Source organism: Streptomyces sp. M-16 (assembly GCF_052114405.1).
In the GTDB taxonomy this organism is placed as follows: Bacteria; Actinomycetota; Actinomycetes; order Streptomycetales; family Streptomycetaceae; genus Streptomyces.
Map to the genome: position 1 here is coordinate 24,569 of NZ_JBFRER010000048.1, position 18,264 is coordinate 42,832.

The 18,264-nt window shown below is 72.5% G+C and carries 18 protein-coding genes; 13 read left to right on the top strand and 5 right to left on the bottom strand.

The window, feature by feature from the left end; genetic code table 11:
- Nucleotides 1-12 precede the first annotated feature (12 nt).
- Nucleotides 13-1,809 (bottom strand): AMP-dependent synthetase/ligase, encoded by a 1,797-nt coding sequence (locus AB4039_RS22190; RefSeq protein ID WP_266838619.1) that lies wholly within the window; start codon nt 1,807-1,809, stop codon nt 13-15.
- Between the two features lie 265 nt (nt 1,810-2,074).
- Between AB4039_RS22190 and AB4039_RS22195 the strand changes: the two genes are divergently transcribed.
- From AB4039_RS22195 to AB4039_RS22220, 6 genes are all read left to right on the top strand, one after another.
- Nucleotides 2,075-2,857, top strand: coding sequence for a metallophosphoesterase (locus AB4039_RS22195; protein ID WP_266838618.1), 783 nt, complete (start codon nt 2,075-2,077; stop codon nt 2,855-2,857).
- A 100-nt stretch (nt 2,858-2,957) separates the two neighbouring features.
- On the top strand, nt 2,958-3,404 hold the full coding sequence (locus tag AB4039_RS22200) for an SRPBCC family protein (protein ID WP_266838617.1): 447 nt from the start codon (nt 2,958-2,960) through the stop codon (nt 3,402-3,404).
- 77 nt (nt 3,405-3,481) lie between these two features.
- A complete protein-coding gene (locus AB4039_RS22205) occupies nt 3,482-4,630 on the top strand; it encodes an ArsA family ATPase (RefSeq protein WP_266838616.1) in 1,149 nt (382 codons plus the stop codon).
- A 73-nt stretch (nt 4,631-4,703) separates the two neighbouring features.
- Nucleotides 4,704-5,204 (top strand): DUF5304 domain-containing protein, encoded by a 501-nt coding sequence (locus AB4039_RS22210; RefSeq protein WP_442271624.1) that lies wholly within the window; start codon nt 4,704-4,706, stop codon nt 5,202-5,204.
- A gap of 61 nt (nt 5,205-5,265) precedes the next feature.
- A complete protein-coding gene (locus AB4039_RS22215; RefSeq protein ID WP_266838614.1) occupies nt 5,266-6,207 on the top strand; it encodes an ROK family glucokinase in 942 nt (313 codons plus the stop codon).
- Between the two features lie 65 nt (nt 6,208-6,272).
- Nucleotides 6,273-7,016, top strand: coding sequence for an endonuclease/exonuclease/phosphatase family protein (locus AB4039_RS22220; RefSeq protein WP_442271625.1), 744 nt, complete (start codon nt 6,273-6,275; stop codon nt 7,014-7,016).
- 187 nt (nt 7,017-7,203) lie between these two features.
- Here the strand turns inward: AB4039_RS22220 and AB4039_RS22225 are convergent, their stop codons facing one another.
- Together AB4039_RS22225 and AB4039_RS22230 are read right to left on the bottom strand one after the other, a co-directional pair.
- Nucleotides 7,204-7,794, bottom strand: coding sequence for a hypothetical protein (locus AB4039_RS22225; protein WP_266838612.1), 591 nt, complete (start codon nt 7,792-7,794; stop codon nt 7,204-7,206).
- Complete coding sequence (locus tag AB4039_RS22230) at nt 7,787-8,566, bottom strand: alpha/beta fold hydrolase (protein WP_266838611.1); 780 nt, start codon at nt 8,564-8,566, stop codon at nt 7,787-7,789. The genes AB4039_RS22225 and AB4039_RS22230 overlap by 8 nt, the downstream gene beginning before the upstream one ends.
- 167 nt (nt 8,567-8,733) lie before the next feature.
- On the opposite strand from AB4039_RS22230, the gene AB4039_RS22235 reads away from it, so the two are divergent.
- The 5 genes from AB4039_RS22235 to AB4039_RS22255 all read left to right on the top strand — a co-directional run bounded on the left by AB4039_RS22235 (nt 8,734) and on the right by AB4039_RS22255 (nt 13,652).
- A complete protein-coding gene (locus AB4039_RS22235) occupies nt 8,734-9,456 on the top strand; it encodes a lysophospholipid acyltransferase family protein (RefSeq protein ID WP_266841582.1) in 723 nt (240 codons plus the stop codon).
- A 41-nt stretch (nt 9,457-9,497) separates the two neighbouring features.
- Nucleotides 9,498-10,712, top strand: coding sequence for a MacS family sensor histidine kinase (gene macS / locus AB4039_RS22240; protein ID WP_442271626.1), 1,215 nt, complete (start codon nt 9,498-9,500; stop codon nt 10,710-10,712).
- Nucleotides 10,713-10,744: 32 nt separating this feature from the next.
- Nucleotides 10,745-11,392, top strand: coding sequence for a response regulator transcription factor (locus AB4039_RS22245; protein WP_266841581.1), 648 nt, complete (start codon nt 10,745-10,747; stop codon nt 11,390-11,392).
- A 145-nt stretch (nt 11,393-11,537) separates the two neighbouring features.
- Nucleotides 11,538-12,566 (top strand): 6-phosphofructokinase, encoded by a 1,029-nt coding sequence (locus AB4039_RS22250; RefSeq protein ID WP_266841580.1) that lies wholly within the window; start codon nt 11,538-11,540, stop codon nt 12,564-12,566.
- A 90-nt stretch (nt 12,567-12,656) separates the two neighbouring features.
- The gene (locus AB4039_RS22255; RefSeq protein WP_442271627.1) at nt 12,657-13,652 is read left to right on the top strand and encodes a 2-hydroxyacid dehydrogenase; all 996 of its coding nucleotides are present in this window, start codon (nt 12,657-12,659) and stop codon (nt 13,650-13,652) included.
- 42 nt (nt 13,653-13,694) lie between these two features.
- Here the strand turns inward: AB4039_RS22255 and AB4039_RS22260 are convergent, their stop codons facing one another.
- On the bottom strand, nt 13,695-15,623 hold the full coding sequence (locus AB4039_RS22260) for an anthranilate synthase family protein (RefSeq protein ID WP_266838608.1): 1,929 nt from the start codon (nt 15,621-15,623) through the stop codon (nt 13,695-13,697).
- Between the two features lie 351 nt (nt 15,624-15,974).
- Here AB4039_RS22260 and AB4039_RS22265 point away from each other — a divergent pair, with 351 nt between their 5' ends.
- Complete coding sequence (locus AB4039_RS22265; protein ID WP_384934187.1) at nt 15,975-17,339, top strand: class II 3-deoxy-7-phosphoheptulonate synthase; 1,365 nt, start codon at nt 15,975-15,977, stop codon at nt 17,337-17,339.
- Between the two features lie 156 nt (nt 17,340-17,495).
- On the top strand, nt 17,496-17,783 hold the full coding sequence (locus AB4039_RS22270; protein WP_266838606.1) for a (2Fe-2S)-binding protein: 288 nt from the start codon (nt 17,496-17,498) through the stop codon (nt 17,781-17,783).
- On the opposite strand, the gene bfr is transcribed toward AB4039_RS22270, so the two are convergent.
- The gene (gene bfr / locus AB4039_RS22275) at nt 17,780-18,259 is read right to left on the bottom strand and encodes a bacterioferritin (protein ID WP_266838605.1); all 480 of its coding nucleotides are present in this window, start codon (nt 18,257-18,259) and stop codon (nt 17,780-17,782) included. The genes AB4039_RS22270 and bfr overlap by 4 nt on opposite strands.
- Nucleotides 18,260-18,264: the final 5 nt, after the last annotated feature.

An 18,264-nucleotide genomic window follows, 5' to 3' on the forward strand; every position in this document is an offset into this window, starting at 1 on the left:
CGGCAGCGGCCCCTAACCCCGGTACAGGGCCTCGATCTCGTCCGCGAAGTCCTTCGCCACCACGTTCCGCTTGAGCTTCAGCGAGGGCGTGATGTGGCCCGACTCCTCCGTGAACTGGGAGGGCAGAATGCGGAATTTCCGCACCGATTCCGCCTTGGAAACCGCCGCGTTGCCGTCGTCGACGGCCTTCTGGACGGCGGCGATCAGCTCCGCGTCCTCGCGGAGCTCCGCCGCCGTCACCCCGGCCGGCTTGCCGTTCTCCGCGGCCCAGCGGCCCAGGAATTCCTCGTCGATGGTGACCAGCGCGGCCACGAACGGCCGCCCGTCGCCGACCACCATGCACTCCGCGACCAGCGCGTGCGCGCGGATCCGGTCCTCGATCACCGCGGGGGCGACGTTCTTGCCGCCCGCCGTGACGATGAGCTCCTTCTTGCGGCCTGTGATCGCGAGGTAGCCGTCCTCGTCGAGGGTGCCGACGTCGCCGGTGTGGAACCAGCCGTCGGTCAGCGCCTCGGCGGTGGCCGTCTCGTTCTTCCAGTACTCCTTGAAGACGTGCTCGCCGTGCAGCAGCACCTCGCCGTCGTCCGCGATGCGCACCACGGAGCCGGGCAGCGGCTGTCCGACCGTACCGATCTTCGTCTTGTCCCACGGGTTGAAGGCCGTGGCCGCGCAGGACTCGGTCAGGCCGTAGCCCTCCAGCACCGTGAAGCCGATGCCGCGGAAGAAGTGGCCGAGGCGTTCGCCCAGCGGGGCTCCGCCGGAGATCGCGTACTCGCCGCGGCCGCCGAGGACCGTGTGCAGCTTGCCGTAGACCAGCTTCGAGAAGATCTTGTGCTTGAGCTTGAGCCCGAAGGACGGGCCGCCGGGCGCGTCCAGCGCGCGGCTGTACGCGATCGCCGTCTCGGCGGCCGCGTCGAAGATCTTGCCCTTGCCGTCGGCCTGGGCCTTGGCGCGCGCCGAGTTGTAGACCTTCTCGAAGACGCGCGGCACACCGAGGATCAGGGTGGGCCGGAAGGACTGGAGCTCGTCGGTGAGGTTCTTGATGTCCGGTACGCAGCCCAGCCGGATCGGCGCCAGCACGGCCGCCACCTCCACCAGGCGCCCGAAGACGTGCGCGGCCGGCAGGAAGAGCAGCACGGAGCACTCGCCGGTGCGGAAGAGCGGGCTCAGGCGCTCCACCACGTTGCCGCACTCGGCGAAGAAGTTGCGGTGGGTCAGCACGCAGCCCTTGGGTCGGCCGGTGGTGCCCGAGGTGTAGACGATCGTGGCCGGGTCGTCCGCGTTCGCGAGGGCGCTGCGCGCGTCCACCTCGGCGTCGGTGACCCCGGCTCCGGCGGTCTTCAGCGTGGTCAGGGCGTCCTGGTCGATCTCCCAGACCTCGCGCAGCTCCGGCAGCCGGTCGCGCAGGGCGGCCACGTTCGCGCTGTGCGCCGGGCTCTCCGTGATGACGGCGACGGCGCCGGAGTCGCCGAGGATCCACTGGATCTGCTCGGCGGAGCTGGTCTCGTACACCGGGACCGTGACGGCGCCCGCGCTCCAGATCGCGAAGTCGAACAGCACCCACTCGTAACGGGTGCGGGAGATGAGGGCGACCCGGTCGCCGGGCTCGATGCCCGCGGCGATCAGGCCCTTGGCGGTGGCCCGCACCTCGGCGAGGAACTGCGTCGCGGTGACGTCCTGCCACCGGCCGTCGGCCTTGCGGCTCATGACGGCGGTGTCGGGATGCTGGGCGGCGTTGCGGCGGATGAGATCCGTCAGGTTCCCGTCCGAAGGGACCTCGTACAGGGCCGGAAGGCTGAACTCGCGCAAGACTGCTGCTCCTCTGGGCGCCATCGCCACCGTGTGGACCGACCGGACGTTACCCACCGGTAGTGGGTTCCGGATAGAGGGAACCGGCCAGATGTTCCGTGCGTCACATTCTGTACATCGCCCTCCATTGCCCAGACACCGCCAGGCCCGGAACCGCCCTGCCGACAGTAGTCGACGCGGTTCGAGACTCGGAAGTAACCGCAGGTCCGGCCGCCTCCGGGGCACCCTCTACCGGGGCCGGGCCCGCCACCCCTAGGGTGGCGGCATGGGTGGCACGAAGAGTCGTACGCGGGTCCACGTCGTCAGCGACGTCCACGGCAACACCGAGGCCCTGGCCCGGGCCGGCGAGGGCGCCGACGCGCTCATCTGCCTCGGTGACCTGGTGCTGTTCCTCGACTACGCCGACCACTCGCGCGGCATCTTCCCCGATCTGTTCGGCGTCGAGAACGCCGACCGGATCGTCGCCCTGCGCACCGCGAAGCGCTTCGCGGAGGCGAGGGAATTCGGCCGGAGCCTGTGGGACGGGCTGGACAGGGAGCGGCTGATCGAGGAAGCGGTACGCCGCCAGTACGCGCGGATGTTCGCCGCCTTCCCCAGTCCCACGTACGCCACCTACGGCAATGTCGACATGCCGGGTCTGTGGCCCGAGTACGCCGGACCCGGTACCACCGTGCTCGACGGGCAGCGCGTGGAGATCGGCGGCCGCGTCTTCGGCTTCGTCGGCGGGGGCCTGCCCACGCCGATGCGCACGCCCTACGAGATCGACGAGGACGAGTACGCCGCCAAGGTGGAGGCCCTCGGCGAGGTGGACGTGCTGTGCTCGCACATCCCGCCGGAGGTTCCCGAGCTCTGCTACGACACCGTCGCGCGCCGCTTCGAGCGGGGCAGCGAGGCCCTGTTGGCGGCCATCAGGCGGACCCGGCCGCGGTACGCGCTGTTCGGGCACGTCCACCAGCCGCTGGCGCGACGGGCCCGGATCGGCGGCACCGAGTGCGTCAACGTCGGCCACTTCGCGGCCACCGGGCGACCGTGGGCCCTGGAGTGGTGAGAGGCGCTGGAGTGGCGGGACCCGCACGCGCGGTAGCCTTCACGCGGCGGCCGGGGGCCGCCCGCACACTTGTCGAACACTCCCCGGAGGAGCGACCGCGATGGCGGAACACACCAGCTCTAGCATCACGATCGAGGCCGCGCCGGCCGACGTCATGGCCGTGATCGCCGACTTCGCCCGCTACCCCGAGTGGACCGGCGAGGTGAAGGAGGCCGAGGTACTGGCCACCGACGCCGAGGGCCGCGCCGCGAAGGTCCGGCTGCTGCTGGACGCGGGCGCGATCAAGGACGACCACACCCTCGCCTACAGCTGGAAGGGCGCGGACGAGGTCAGCTGGACCCTGGACAAGTCCCAGATGCTGCGGCAGCTGGACGGCTCCTACCGGCTGGCGGCCCTGGAGGGCGGGCGGCACACGGAGGTCACCTACCAGCTGACCGTGGACGTCAAGATCCCGATGCTGGGCATGATCAAGCGCAAGGCCGAGAAGGTCATCATCGACCGGGCGCTGGCCGGCCTGAAGAAGCGGGTCGAGGCCAGCTCCTCCTGACGGACCCCGCCCCGGACGCGTCGCGCACGGCGCGTCCGGACCCGGACGCGTCCAGAACGAGGAAGGCCCCGCACCACATGCCGCAGACCCTGCTGATCACCGGGCCCGGTGGGGCCGGGCGGACCACCGTCGCCGCCGCCACCGCGCTCGCCGCGGTGCGGGACGGGCGGCGGGTGTCCCTGCTGTCCGCCGAGGACCCCCTGCGCGGGGCCCCCGCCCCCGAGGGGCTGCGCCTCGCCCGGATCGACTCCGGCGCGGAGTTCCGGACCGAGCTGGCCGCCCTCCAGGACCGCGGCGCCGCCTTCATCGGCATGCTCGGCGGCCGCCCGCTCGGCGCCGAGGAGATCACCGAACTGCCCGGCGCCGAGCAGTTCTCCCTGCTCCGCGCCCTGCGCCGGGCGGCCTCCGCCCCCGGCACCGACCTCGTCGTCGTGGACATGCCCCCGCTGCACCAGGCGCTGACCACCCTCGCCCTCCCCGCCCAGCTGCGCCGCTACCTCGCCCGGCTGCTCCCCGCCGAACGGCAGGCGGCCCGCGCGCTGCGCCCCGTACTGGCCCAGCTCGCCGGGTTGCCGCAGCCCGCGCAGTGGCTCTACGAGGCCGCCGCCCGCTGGGACGAGGAGCTGGCCGCCGTCCAGGCCGTCGTGGAGGCCCGCACCACCGCCGTCCGGCTGGTCGCCGAACCCGGACCCGCCGCCGACGCCGCCCTGCGCACCGGGGTGCTCGGCCTCGCCCTGCACGAGCTGCGCGTCCACGACCTCGTCGCCAACCGGCTCGTGCCGCGGGACTCCGCCGACCCCTGGGTGGCCGGGATCGCGGCGGCGCAGCGGTCCTTCCTGGACGCATGGGAGCGGGTGGTGCCCGTCGTCGGGGCGGCGCACCTGGGCCGTGACCCGTGGGGCCCCGACGGCCTGGCCCCCCTCGCCTCCGCCGACGGCATGGCCCCGGCCCCGGGGACCGGCGACGGGGCGGGCTGGAGCGTCGAGGACCGGCTCGCCGAGGACGGGATCCTCGTCTGGGCGGTCCCGCTGCCCCGGGCCCGCAAGGACGAGCTGGACCTCGTCCGGCGCGGGGACGAGCTGCTGCTCGCGGTGGGCCCGTACCGCAGGATCGTTCCGCTGCCCTCGGCCCTGCGCCGCTGCGCCGTCTCCGGCGCCGCCCTCGACGACGGCGTCCTGCGCGTCCGCTTCACCCCCGACCCGCAGCTGTGGCCCCGCGCGCGCTGAGGCCCGTACCACCGTTCGGGTACCGTCGGAAGTAGCCAGTACCGCACGTTCCGCCGCCGCAGGAGAGTCCGCCATGAGCGAGGCCACCGACCGCCCCACCGACGACGCCTGGGCGCAGGCCTGTGCCGAGGACCTCGCCGCCGAGCAGGAGCGCCGTCGCGCGGCGCGGGAGGGCGCGGGAGCCGGGCGGGGCAGTGGCACCGGGACGGCCGCCGAGGAGCTGTTCAAGCTGTTCGAGGCCGTCGCCGACAAGGTCTCCTCCCTGGACAACCCGCTCCTCGGCGCCGCCGCCCAGGGCGCCGTGCGCCAGTTCGTCAACCAGGCGAAGACCGCCGCCAAGCCCGTCGTCGAGCGCAACCCCGAGGTCTTCGGCCACCTCGCCGCGGCCGGATCCGAGCTGCTCGCCGCCTACCGCTCGGCGGTCGAGGGCCACGAGCGCCGCTGGACCCGCGACCAGCCGCCCGCCCCGCGGGGGCCCGCCGCAGGGCCCGCCGGAGGAGACGGCGCAGGGGACGGCCGGGGCGACGACGAGGGCCCCGATTCCGGGCCGGCCGAGCGGATCGATCTCGACTGAACCTCCGCCGGCCCCGTGTACGGTTGGCCGTGGCGGGGTTTGACCGGAAACCGAGGGACTAATGGGACTCACCATCGGCGTCGACATCGGCGGCACGAAGATCGCGGCCGGCGTGGTCGACGAAGAGGGCACCATCCTTGAGACGTACAAGGTGCCCACCCCGCCGACGGCGGACGGAGTGACGGAGGCGATCTGCGCAGCCGTGTCCGAGGTCAGCAGCAACCACACCATCGACGCCGTCGGCATCGGCGCCGCCGGATACGTGGACGACAAGCGCGCCACCGTGCTCTTCGCGCCGAACATCAACTGGCGCCACGAGCCGCTGAAGGACAAGGTCGAGCAGCGCATCGGCCTCCCGGTCGTCGTCGAGAACGACGCGAACTGCGCGGCCTGGGGCGAGTACCGCTTCGGCGCGGGCCAGGGCCACGAGGACGTCATCTGCATCACGCTCGGCACCGGTCTGGGCGGCGGCATCATCATCGGCAACAAGCTGCGCCGCGGACGCTTCGGCGTCGCCGCCGAGTTCGGCCACATCCGGGTCGTCCCCGACGGCCTGCTGTGCGGCTGCGGCAGCCAGGGCTGCTGGGAGCAGTACGCCTCCGGCCGTGCCCTCGTCCGCTACGCCAAGCAGCGCGCCAACGCCACCCCCGAGAACGCGGCCCTCCTGCTCGCCCTCGGCGACGGCACCGCCGAGGGCATCGAGGGCAAGCACATCAGCGAGGCGGCCCGGCAGGGCGACCTGGTGGCCGTCGACGCCTTCCGCGAGCTGGCCCGCTGGGCCGGCGCGGGCCTCGCCGACCTGGCCTCCCTCTTCGACCCGTCGGCGTTCATCGTCGGCGGCGGGGTCTCGGACGAGGGCGACCTCGTCCTCGACCCGATCCGCAAGTCCTTCAAGCGCTGGCTGGTCGGCGGCGCCTGGCGCCCGCACGCGCAGGTCCTGGCCGCGCAGCTCGGCGGCGAGGCCGGGCTCGTCGGCGCCGCGGACCTGGCCCGCCAGGGCTGATCCTTTCGCATGACCGCCCGTCGCGCCCTGGGGGGAGCGGCGGGCAACTGCGTAAGTTGCCTGGCATGTTGCCGAAGTCTGTTACGGAGCCCGACGGTTCTGCCGTGATCCGGGCACTCAGCTACAACGTCCGCTCCCTGCGCGACGACGAGGAGGCGCTGGCCCGGGTCATCCGGGCCTGCGCGCCCGACCTGGTCTTCGTCCAGGAAGCCCCGCGGTTCTTCCGGTGGCGCAAGCACGCCGCCCGGCTGGCCGCCAAGACCGACCTCGTGGTGCTGAGCGGCGGAGCGACGGCCGCCGGTCCGCTGCTGATGTGCTCCCTCCGGGCCTTCGTGGAGCGGACCGAGGACGTCCTGCTGCCCCTGACCCCCGGACTGCACCGGCGGGGCTTCGCGACCGCCGTGGTCCGCTTCGGGGCGGCGAGGGTCGGGGTCGTCAGCGCGCACCTGTCCCTGGACCGTGCGGAACGGTCCGCTCAGGCGGGGATGCTGGCCGAACGGGCCGCCGCACTGGGGGCACCGCACGCGATCGTGGCCGCCGACGTGAACGAAGCCCCCGGGGGGCCGGCCTTCGGGCGGCTGACCGAGACCCTGCGGGACTGCTGGACGGTGGCCCCGTGGGGCGGCGCCGACACCTTCCCGGCGGTGGCGCCGGACCGCCGCATCGACGCCGTCTTCGCCTCGGCGGGGGTGGAGGTGCTGGCGTGCGGTGTTCCCGAGGGGCTGGCCGGGGTGACACCCCGCGACCTCCACACGGCCACGGACCACCTCCCGGTCCTGGCCACCCTGCGCCTCCCGGCCACCCCGTGAGCCCGTGACCCCGGAGGGGCGGTCCGTGCCCGCCGGTGCGGGGGGCGGCCCCGGACCCCCGCGCCTCACACGCCGGCGGGCCGGGTCCTGCGGACCGGGGCCGGATGCCGACCGGCGGCGGCCGGATCGCCCCCGGGGCGATTCCAGCCCCGCCGGGGCCGAGCCGTGCGAGCGGCGCGTCGGAGGATCAGACCACCGCGCCGCGGCCCGGGTCGTCGTCCTCGTCGTCGTCCTGCGACATCCGGGCCACCAGGGTGGCGAAGCCGCCCAGGAAGCCGCCGATGCCCAGGGTGGTCAGCCACCAGGTCATGTCCCACTGCAGCAGCACCGCGAGGAGCAGCAGCACCGGCCCGCCCACCACCGCGAGCCACGCGAACTTGGCCGTCGTGTCCGCGGGCGGCAGCTCCGGCTCCGGGGGGACGAAGTGGCCCTCGTCGTCCTTCGGCTCCGCCGGCGCGTGGTCCCGCGGCCCCGGCGCGGCGGCGGGGGAGCCCGTCCCCACGCCCGGCGCGAAGGTGACCGAGCTGCCGAGCGCCGGAGGCTCCGATCCCGATCCCGGCTCCGGCTCCGGCTTCGGGGGCGCCTTCGGATCCCGCTCCGTCACCGGAGGCACCGCCTTGACGTCCTCCTCCGGCAGCATCAGGTTCTCGATCGGCCGGAACGGCCTCGCCCCCGGCGGGTCCGGCGGCTCCTGCCCGTACCCGGCGACGATCGCGGCCCACGCCGCTTCCTCGTCCAGCGGGGGGACACCCCCCGAGGACTCCTCGTGCTCAGCCACCGCTGGCCGCCCCCTCCCTGCCGACGCTCTCCGCGAGCCGCCCGACGAACGCATAGCTGTCCGCGAAGATCCGCTCCGCGTCGTAGTCCAACGTCGCGACGTGGTAGCTCTGTTCCAGCAGGGTCTCGGTGACGTCCGTCGAGGAGATCCGCGACAGGATCCGCGCCGAGTCCACCGGCGGCACGACGTGGTCCTGCGGGCTGTGCAGCAGCAGCACCGGCTGCGTCACCTGCGGCAGCTCGGCGTCCACCAGCCGGAAGAGCTGGCGCAGCGAGTCGGCGGCCCGGGTCGGGACCCGGTCGTAGCCGACCTCCTCCGAGCCCGGCTTCGCGATGTCGCTGGCGATGCCCGGCGTCGACCGGATGACGTGCTTGACCAGCGGAAGGGCGACGGCGAGCGGGTCGTGGACCTTGTTCGCCGGGTTGACGAGGACGATCCCGCTGATCGAGTCCCCGTGCTTGGCGGCCAGCCGCAGGGTCAGCGCGCCGCCCATGGACAGCCCGAAGACGAAGACCTGCTCGCACCGGTCCAGGAGCTCCCGCAGCGCGCGGTCGACCTCGGCGTACCAGTCCTGCCAGCCGGTGAGCTGCATGTCCTGCCAGCACGTACCGTGTCCCGGCAGCAGCGGCAGGGAGACCGTCAGCCCGCGCGCGGCCAGGTGGTCGGCCCAGGGGCGCAGGGACTGCGGGGAGCCGGTGAAACCGTGGCAGAGGAGGACGCCGACCTCTCCGCCCTCGTGGCGGAACGGCTCGGCTCCAGGGAGGACGGGCACCAGGGTCTCCTAGGTCATGAGGGGTTGGCGGGTGCGTTGCTCTGTGTGACTTCACCGTACGCGACCGGGGTGGTACCGACCAGGGTCGTCGGGCCGCTCCGGGCGGAGCCAGGGGTTAAGGTCTGTTCGACAGACACAGGAAGGCTTTCGAGTTGATCTACGGCGCAATGAAGTTCTCCATCGGCGGGTCCCTGAAGCTTGCGTTCAGGCCGTGGGTGGAGGGCCTCGAGAACATTCCCGCGGAGGGGCCGGCGATCCTCGCGAGCAACCACCTGTCCTTCTCCGACTCCTTCTTCCTGCCCGCGGTGCTGGACCGGAAGGTGACCTTCATCGCGAAGGCGGAGTACTTCACCTCCCCGGGGGTCAAGGGCAAGCTGACGGCGGCCTTCTTCAAGGGCGTCGGCCAGCTCCCGGTGGACCGCTCCGGCGCGCGCGGTGCGGGCGAGGCCGCCATCAAGAGCGGCATCGAGGTCATCGAACGCGGAGAGCTGTTCGGTATCTACCCCGAGGGGACGCGTTCACCCGACGGTCGGCTCTACCGGGGCAAGCCTGGCGGCCTGGCCCGGGTGGCGCTCGCCACCGGCGCCCCCGTGATCCCGGTCGCGATGATCGACACCGAGAAGATCCAGCCGCCCGGCAAGGTCGTCCCGAAGCTGATGCGTCCGGGCATCCGGATCGGCAAGCCGCTGGACTTCAGCCGCTACCAGGGGATGGACGGGGACCGCTTCATCCTCCGTTCCGTGACCGACGAGGTCATGTACGAGATCATGAAGCTCTCCGGCCAGGAGTACGTGGACATCTACGCCACCGCCGCGAAGCGCCAGATCGCCGACGCGGAGAAGGCCGCCAAGGCCGAGAAGGCGGACAAGGGCGACAAGGCCGGGCAGTAGGACGGGCGGGCGGCGGTGCCGCCCGACCGGGGGTGGGGGAGATGGCGAAGCGCGAGCGCGTCGTGCGCATGTCGGTCGAGCAGCCGCTGTGGCAGGCCCTGACGGCCTACCGGCTGCTCACCATGGTCTACGCGGTGCTGCTGTTCGCCTCCGCGTACAGGAAGTTCGACCAGCCCTGGACGGCGGCCGGCTACCTCGCCGTCCTCGCCGTCTGGACCGTGGCCACCCGGCGCAAGCCGGCCGGCGCCGCGTCCTGCACCCGCCGGTTCCTCGTCGCCGACCTCACCGTCGCCCTGGTGGGCGTCCTGCTCACCCCGCTCGCCGACACCCACGCCCGGATCGCCGCGGGCGGCCCGACCCTCCCCAGCATCTGGACGGCCGGTTCGGTCCTCGCCTTCGCCCTCAAGGGCGGCTGGCGCTGGGCCGGGGTCGCCTCGACCTTGGTGGCCGTCGCCAACATCGTCATCCACGGCGGCGACCCCACCCGGGACACCCTGCACAACGTCCTGCTGGTCTGGGTGGCCTCCATAGCCCTCGGCTACGTCATCGAGGTCGCCCGCGCCAGCGAGGCGACCCTCGCCCGGGCCCTGGAGATCGAGGCCGCCACCCGCGAGCGCGAACGCCTCGCCCGCGACATCCACGACGGGGTCCTCCAGGTCCTCGCCATGGTCCAGCGGCGCGGCACCGAGCTGGGCGGCGAGGCCGCCGAGCTCGGCCGGATGGCGGGCGAGCAGGAGGTGGCGCTGCGCACCCTGGTCTCCAGCGGGCTGGTGCACCCCTCGCGGGTCTCGCGCGACGGGTCGCTGGGCGCGCTGGTGGACACGTACGAGGTGGAGGAGCCCGGCTCCTCCGACGAGGGCGAGCTGGACCTGCGCTCCCTGCTCGCCCCGCACGCCGGTTCCCGGGTCAGCTTCGCCGAGCCGGGCGCCCCGGTGCCGCTGCCGGTGCCCGCCGCGCGGGAGCTGGCCGCGGCGGTCGGGGCGGCCCTGGACAACGTCCGCAAGCACGCCGGGGAGGGCGCCCGCGCCTGGATCCTGGTCGAGGACTGGGGGGACGAGGTGATCGTGACCGTACGGGACGACGGTCCGGGCATCCCGGCCGGCCGGCTCGACCAGGCGGCCGGCGAGGGACGGATGGGCGTGGCCCTGTCCATCCGCGGACGGCTGCGCGAGCTCGGCGGCAGCGCCGAGCTGGTGTCCGTCCCCGGACAGGGCACCGAAGTGGAACTGAAAGTACCGAGGGGGACAACCCAGTGACCGAGCCGAACGACCTCCACGAGATCAAGGTGATGGTCGTCGACGACCATCCGATGTGGCGGGACGCGGTCGCCCGCGACCTGGCCGCCGCCGGGTTCGACGTCGTGGCCACCGCCGGGGACGGACCGGAGGCCGTGCGCCGGGCCCGTGCCGCCGGCCCGGGGGTGCTGGTCCTGGACCTCAACCTGCCGGGCATGCCGGGCGTGCGGGTCTGCAAGGAGCTCGTCGGCGCCGATCCCGCGCTGCGCGTGCTCGTCCTGTCGGCCAGCGGGGAGCACGCGGACGTGCTGGAGGCGGTCAAGTCCGGGGCCACCGGCTACCTGCTGAAGTCCGCCGGGGCACAGGAGCTGATCGACGCGGTGCGCCGCACCGCGGCCGGCGACCCCGTGTTCACCCCCGGCCTGGCCGGCCTGGTCCTCGGCGAGTACCGGCGCCTGGCCACCGTCCCGGCGCCCGCCGCCGACGAGCCCAAGGCCCCGCAGCTGACCGACCGGGAGACCGAGGTGCTGCGGCTGGTGGCCAAGGGGCTCTCGTACAAGCAGATCGCGGAGCGGCTGGTGATCTCCCACCGCACGGTGCAGAACCACGTGCAGAACACCCTGGGCAAGCTCCAGCTGCACAACCGGGTGGAGCTCGTCCGGTACGCGATCGAGCGCGGGCTCGACGACGCCGACGCATAACGGGTGACACCGGTCGTACGTACTTCCCCGTACGAGTGAACACGCGTACGCAACGCCCCGTACTTTCACCGGAATTGGTCCCTCCAGGGCCCTTGTCGTGACCTGCGTCACCACTAGCGTGACCGTCATGGCGAAGGGAGATTCCATGAAGGTCGGAGTGCTCACGGGCGGCGGCGACTGCCCCGGGCTCAACGCGGTGATCAGGGCGGTCGTCCGCAAGGGCACGCAGGAGTACGGATACGGGTTCGTCGGCTTCAAGGACGGCTGGCGGGGACCGGTCGAGGGGGACACCGTCCCGCTCGGCATCCCCGCCGTCCGCGGGATCCTGCCCCGCGGCGGCACCATCCTCGGTTCCTCGCGCACCAACCCGTTCAAGACGGAGAACGGCGTACGGGCCATCAAGGAGAACCTCGCCAAGTTCGAGGTCGACGCGCTCATCGCGATCGGCGGCGAGGACACCCTGGGCGTGGCCGCCCGGCTGCACGCGGAACACGGCATCCCCTGCGTGGGCGTGCCCAAGACCATCGACAACGACCTCTCGGCCACCGACTACACCTTCGGCTTCGACACGGCCGTCGGCATCGCGACCGAGGCCATCGACCGGCTGCACACCACCGCCGAGTCCCACATGCGGGTCCTCGTCGTCGAGGTGATGGGCCGGCACGCCGGCTGGATCGCCCTGCACTCGGGCCTGGCGGGCGGTGCCAACGTCATCCTCATCCCCGAGCAGCGCTTCGACGTGGACCAGGTCTGCGCCTGGGTGACCTCCCGCTTCAAGGCGAGCTACGCGCCGATCGTGGTGGTCGCGGAGGGCGCGATGCCCACCGACGGGGAGATGGTCCTCAAGGACGCCACCACGGACTCCTTCGGGCACGTCCGGCTCTCGGGCGTCGGCGAATGGCTGGCCAAGGAGATCGAGGCGCGCACCGGCAAGGAGGCCCGCACGACGGTCCTCGGGCACATCCAGCGCGGCGGTACCCCGAGCGCCTTCGACCGCTGGCTGGCCACCCGCTTCGGGCTGCACGCGATCGACGCGGTGCGCGACGGGGACTTCGGCACGATGGTCGCGCTGAAGGGGACGGACATCGTCCGCGTGCCGATCGCGGAGGCCACCGCGAAGCTCAAGACGGTCGATCCCGCGCTGTACGAGGAGGTCGGGGTCTTCTTCGGCTGAGGGCTGCCGAGCCTTCCGGCGCCGCCGGACCACGGGTCGTATCGTGACGAACGACCCATGGTCCGACTGGTTCGACGTACGGGAGCACGCGTGGAGATCCTGGCCTTCGGAGTGACCGCCGACGAGAAGCCGCTCCTGGAGCGGGCTTTCGCCGGACACCACGAGGTCCGCTGTCTCGACGTCTTCCTGAGCGAGGACACCGCCCCCATCGCCGCCGGCTACGAGATCGTCTCCTCCAGCGTGAACGCGGACCTCGGCGCCAGGGTCCTGAACGCGCTGTCCGCCGGCGGGACGAAGATGATCGCCCAGCGGTCGACGGGCTTCAACAACATCGACCTGGACGTGGCCCGCCGGCTCGGCATGACCGTGGGCCGCGTCTCGTACTACTCCCCCCACTCCGTGGCCGAGTTCGCCTGGACCCTGGCGTTGGCCGTCAACCGCAAGGTCGTGCGGGCGGCCATCCGCACCCGCGACTTCGACTTCCGGCTGAACGGGCTGATGGGCCGCGACTTCCACGGCCGTACGGCGGGGATCCTCGGCACCGGCAAGATCGGCGAGGCCTTCGCCCGGATCGCCCACGGCTTCGGGATGGGCCTCCTGGGCTGGGACGTCGCCCGGAACCCGGCCTGCCTGGAGCTGGGCATGACGTACGTGGACAAGGAGGAGCTCCTCGCCCGGTCCGACCTGATCAGCCTGCACGTGCCCCTGCTGGAGTCCACGCACCACCTGATCGACGCGGCCGCCCTGAAGGCCATGCGCGACGACGCGATCCTCGTGAACTCCAGCCGGGGAGGCCTGATCGACACCGCCGCCCTGGTCGACGAGCTGAGGGCGGGCCGCTTCACCGGGATCGGCCTCGACGTGTACGAGGCGGAGGCCGGGGTGTTCTTCCTCGACAAGTCCCTCGAAGCCGTCGAGGACGACACCCTGGCCCGGCTGGTCACCTTCCCGCACGTCGTGGTGACCAGCCACCAGGCCTACTACACGGCCGACGCCGTCGGGCAGATCATCGACACCACCGTCCGCAACGTCGCCGACTACCTGGCCGGCCGCCGCTCCGAGAACACGCTGGTGCCGTCCGCCTGACCGGGCCGCCCGATCCGGCCGGCCGGGCCGGGCCGGGCCGGGTCAGGCCGGGGTCATGACCCCCGTCAGCAGGTCCCGGACCAGGTCCGCGCCCCGCAGGGTGAGCACCGACTCCGGGTGGAACTGCACGCCCGCGACCCCGCTCGCGGCCGACCGCAGGGCGTGCACCTCGCCGGTCTGCGGATCCCGGGCGACCTCGACCCCCTCGCCGGCCAGGCGTACGGCCAGCTCGTCGGAGCAGTGCGCGGTGTAGGTGTTGTAGAAGCCCACCACCTCCTCGGCCCCGAAGAGGCCGATCCGCGTCTGCGCCCCCTGCGCGGGCTCCGCCTTGCGGACCAGCGGCAGCCCCAGTTCGGCGGCCAGCAGCTCGTGGCCCAGGCAGACGCCCAGGATCCCGCCCCGGTGGGAGGCCAGCAGCTCCCCGGCCAGGGCGCGCAGCATCCGCATCTTCGGGTCGCCGGACTCCGCCGGGTTGCCCGGACCCGGGCCGAGGACGACCGGGCCCTCCCACGCCAGGGCCGCGGCCCGCAGGCCGGGGTCGTCGTAGCGGCGTACGGTCACCTCCAGCCCGGTGACCCGCAGCAGGTGGGCCAGCATCGCGGTGAAGGTGTCCTCCCCGTCGACCACCAGCGCGTGGCCGGTCAGCGACGCGGGCTGCTCCTGCATCCGGAGCCAGAACGGCGCGAGACCGGCCCGCCGGGCCGCCAGCGCGGCCTGGACCCGGGGGTCGTCGGCCAGCCGGGTCCCCTCGAAGGCCGGGCGGGGCGCCGCCTCCCGCACGCCGAGGGCGGCCAGCACCCCGGCGGCCTTGGCGTGGGTCTCCGCCACCTCGCCGTGCGGGTCGGAGTGGCGCACCAGGGTGGCGCCGACCGGCACCCGCAGGGTCCCGTCCGGGGCGATGTCGGCGGTGCGGATCAGGATGGGGGAGTCCAGGGTCTGGCCGCCGGAGGGGTCCAGGCCGAGGAGGGCCAGAGCGCCCGCGTAGTAGCCGCGGCCGCCGCTCTCGTGGCGCTCGATCACGCGGCAGGCGTTCTGCACGGGGGAGCCCGTCACGGTCGCCGCGAACATGGTCTCCCGCAGCACCTCCCGGACGTCCAGCGAGGAGCGTCCGCGCAGCTCGTACTCGGTGTGCGCGAGGTGGGACATCTCCTTCAGCCGCGGTCCGACGACGGCCCCGCCCATGTCGCCGACGGTGCACATCATCTTGAGCTCCTCGTCGACCACCATCGACAGCTCCTCGGTCTCCTTGCGGTCCCCGAGGAAGGCGAGGAGCGACTCGGCGGTCGGACCCCCGGCGGGATAGCGGTAGGTGCCGCTGATCGGGTTCATCACGACGGTGCGGCCGGACATCCGCACGTGGACCTCCGGGCTCGCCCCGACGAGGGTCCGCTCCCCGGTGTGCACGACGTACGTCCAGTACGCGCCCCGCTCGCCCTCCAGCAGCCGCCGGAACAGGGCGAGCGCGTCGGCCCGGCCGAAACCGTCGATCCGGCCCCCGTACGTCCGCCGGATCACGAAGTTCGCGCCCTCGCCGCGCCCGATCTCGTCGCGGATCACGCGCTCGACGGTGGCCGCGTAGTCCTCGTCGGTGACGTCGAAGCCGCCGTCCTCGACCCGCACGTCGTGGCCGGGCAGCGCCGCCAGCGCCGCCGCGAGGGGGATCTCGTAGGCCTCCTCGGCGGTCAGCACGCTCAGCGGCGTGCCGTCGTCGCGCACGTCGAAGCCGCGCTCGCGGATCTGCCGGAAGGGCACGAGGGCGAGGGTGGGCAGGTCGCGGACCGGCAGGTCGGCCAGCCGGGCGGCCTCGTGCACCGGCCCGATCAGCACCTCGACGGTGTCGTGGTCACGGCCCGGGGTGCGCCGGCGGAGCAGCGCGAACGGCGGGCAGGACTCGTCGAGGAGCCGGCTCGGGTCGAAGGGGCCGTCCTGGGAGCGGGGGACCCGCAGCGGTGAATCCTGGGACTGGGGCATGGTGTGGGCGTCCTTCCGGTGGATCCGCGGCCTGCGGATCCGGTGGCTTGTCGGCGGGAGGGACGGCCCGGTCGCGCGAACGCGAAAGGCCGCCCCTCGGGGCGGCCTTTCGCGTCGCTCGTGTCAGTGGGTACGCACGAGGGGTGGGCCGCCGGGAGCGGGCCACCACCAGTTCTGGTCGGAGTGTGCGTACATGCGAGGCACCCTAGCCCAAGCGGACGGGATCCCGCTGCATCCGTTCTATACCGACATGTGAACCATGGATTCCGTTCATTTTCGCGGCCCGTACCTTCGAGCGACACCGTCTCACCAGGTGGGCGCGGGGCCGGACGGGACGTGTGACGCCGTAATGTGTACGAGGTGACCGTGAACGCTGAAACCCAAGCCCCCGCCCATCAGGCGACCTGGCGAGACCTTCCCGCGGCGCAGCAGCCTTCGTACCCCGATGCCGAGGCACTGCGCGCTGTCGTCGCGGACCTCGAGTCGTATCCTCCCCTCGTATTCGCGGGTGAGTGCGACCAGCTGCGCGCCCGTCTGGGAGCCGTCGCCAAGGGCGAGGCGTTCCTGCTCCAGGGCGGCGACTGYGCCGAGGCCTTCGACGCCGTGTCCGCCGACCACATCCGCGCCAAGCTGAAGACGCTGCTCCAGATGAGCGCCGTCCTGACGTACGCGGCCTCCGTGCCCGTCGTCAAGGTCGGCCGCATCGCCGGCCAGTACTCCAAGCCGCGCTCCAAGGACACCGAGACCCGCGACGGCGTCACCCTGCCGACCTACCGCGGTGACTCCGTCAACGGCTTCGCCTTCACCGAAGAGGCCCGGATCCCGGACCCCGAGCGGCTGAAGCGCATGTACCACGCCTCCGCCTCGACGCTGAACCTGGTGCGCGCCTTCACCACCGGCGGTTACGCCGACCTGCGCCAGGTGCACGCCTGGAACCAGGACTTCGTGAAGTCCTCCCCCTCCGGGCAGCGCTACGAGCAGCTCGCGCGGGAGATCGACAACGCGCTGAACTTCATGAAGGCCTGCGGCACCGACCCGGCCGAGTTCAAGGCGGTGGAGTTCTACGCCTCCCACGAGGCGCTGCTCCTCGACTACGAGGGCGCGCTGACCCGTACGGACTCGCGCACCGGCAAGCTGTACGACACCTCGGGCCACATGGTCTGGATCGGTGAGCGCACCCGCCAGCTGGACCACGCGCACATCGAGTTCTGCTCGCAGATCGCCAACCCGATCGGCATCAAGCTCGGCCCCACCACCACGGTGGACGAGGCGCTCACCTACATCGACCGCCTGGACCCCGAGCGCGAGCCCGGCCGGCTGACCTTCGTCGTCCGCATGGGCGCCGACAAGGTCCGCGAAAAGCTCCCGGAGCTGGTCGAGAAGGTCACCGCGTCCGGTGCGACCGTCGCCTGGGTCACCGACCCGATGCACGGCAACACCTTCGAGGCGGCCTCCGGCCACAAGACGCGCCGCTTCGACGACGTGCTCGACGAGGTCAAGGGCTTCTTCGAGGTCCACAAGGCCCTGGGCACCCACCCGGGCGGCATCCACGTCGAGCTCACCGGTGACGACGTCACCGAGTGCGTGGGCGGCGGCGACGAGATCTTCGTCGACGACCTGCACCAGCGCTACGAGACGGCCTGCGACCCGCGCCTGAACCGCAGCCAGTCCCTGGACCTGGCGTTCCTGGTCGCCGAGATGTACCGCGATCAGTAAGTGGCTTCCTACGACGATGGGGCGCGGATCGATGTGATCCGCGCCCCATCGTCGTATCCGGGTCTTTCAGGCGACCCGCGGTTTGGGTACGGTTAGGTAAGCCTCACCGAATGGGGATGGCTCGCAGAACCGTTCCGCACCAGGGAGGTGAACCGCGTGTACGTCTGCTCTTGCTTCGGGATCACCGACAAGCAGGTCAAGGAACACGCGGCTGCCGGGGCCTGCACCCCGCGCCAGATCGCCTCGGCCACCAAGGCCGGCACCGACTGCGGCTCCTGCGTGCGCACCATCCAGGGCCTCCTCGGCCGCGGTGCCTGCCCGCGCCGGGAGCTGCTGGAGAAGGGTGACGGGGCGGCGGTCCTGGCGGCCGACTCGCGGCTCGTTCCCGCGATCGCGGCCGGCTCCGAGCCTGCGCCCGAGCCCGCGCTCGCCGAAGCGGCCTAGCTCTCCGGCTGCTCGATCAGCTGGGCGATGTAGAGCGGCTCGCCGATGCTCTCGATGAGCTCCAGCTGGGTGTCGAGGTAGTCGATGTGGTGCTCCTCGTCCTCCAGGATCTCCTCGAAGAGCCGGGCGGACGTGACGTCGCCCTTTCCGCGCATGACCTCGATGCCCCGCTTGAGGCGGTCGATGGCCTCGACCTCGACCTGCCGGTCGGCCTGGAACATCTCCGTGAGCGTCTGGCCGACGCGCACGTGGAAGAGGCGCTGGTAGTTCGGCAGACCGTCGAGCATCAGGATGCGCTCGGTGATCTTGTCCGCGTGCTTCATCTCGTCGATGGATTCGGCGCGCGTGTAGTGGGCGAGCTTCGTCCAGCCCTTGTTGTCCTGGATGCGGTAGTGCAGCCAGTACTGGTTGATGGCCGTGAGCTCGCCGGTCAGCTGCTCGTTGAGAAACTCAAGGACCTCGGGGTCGCCCTGCATCGCAG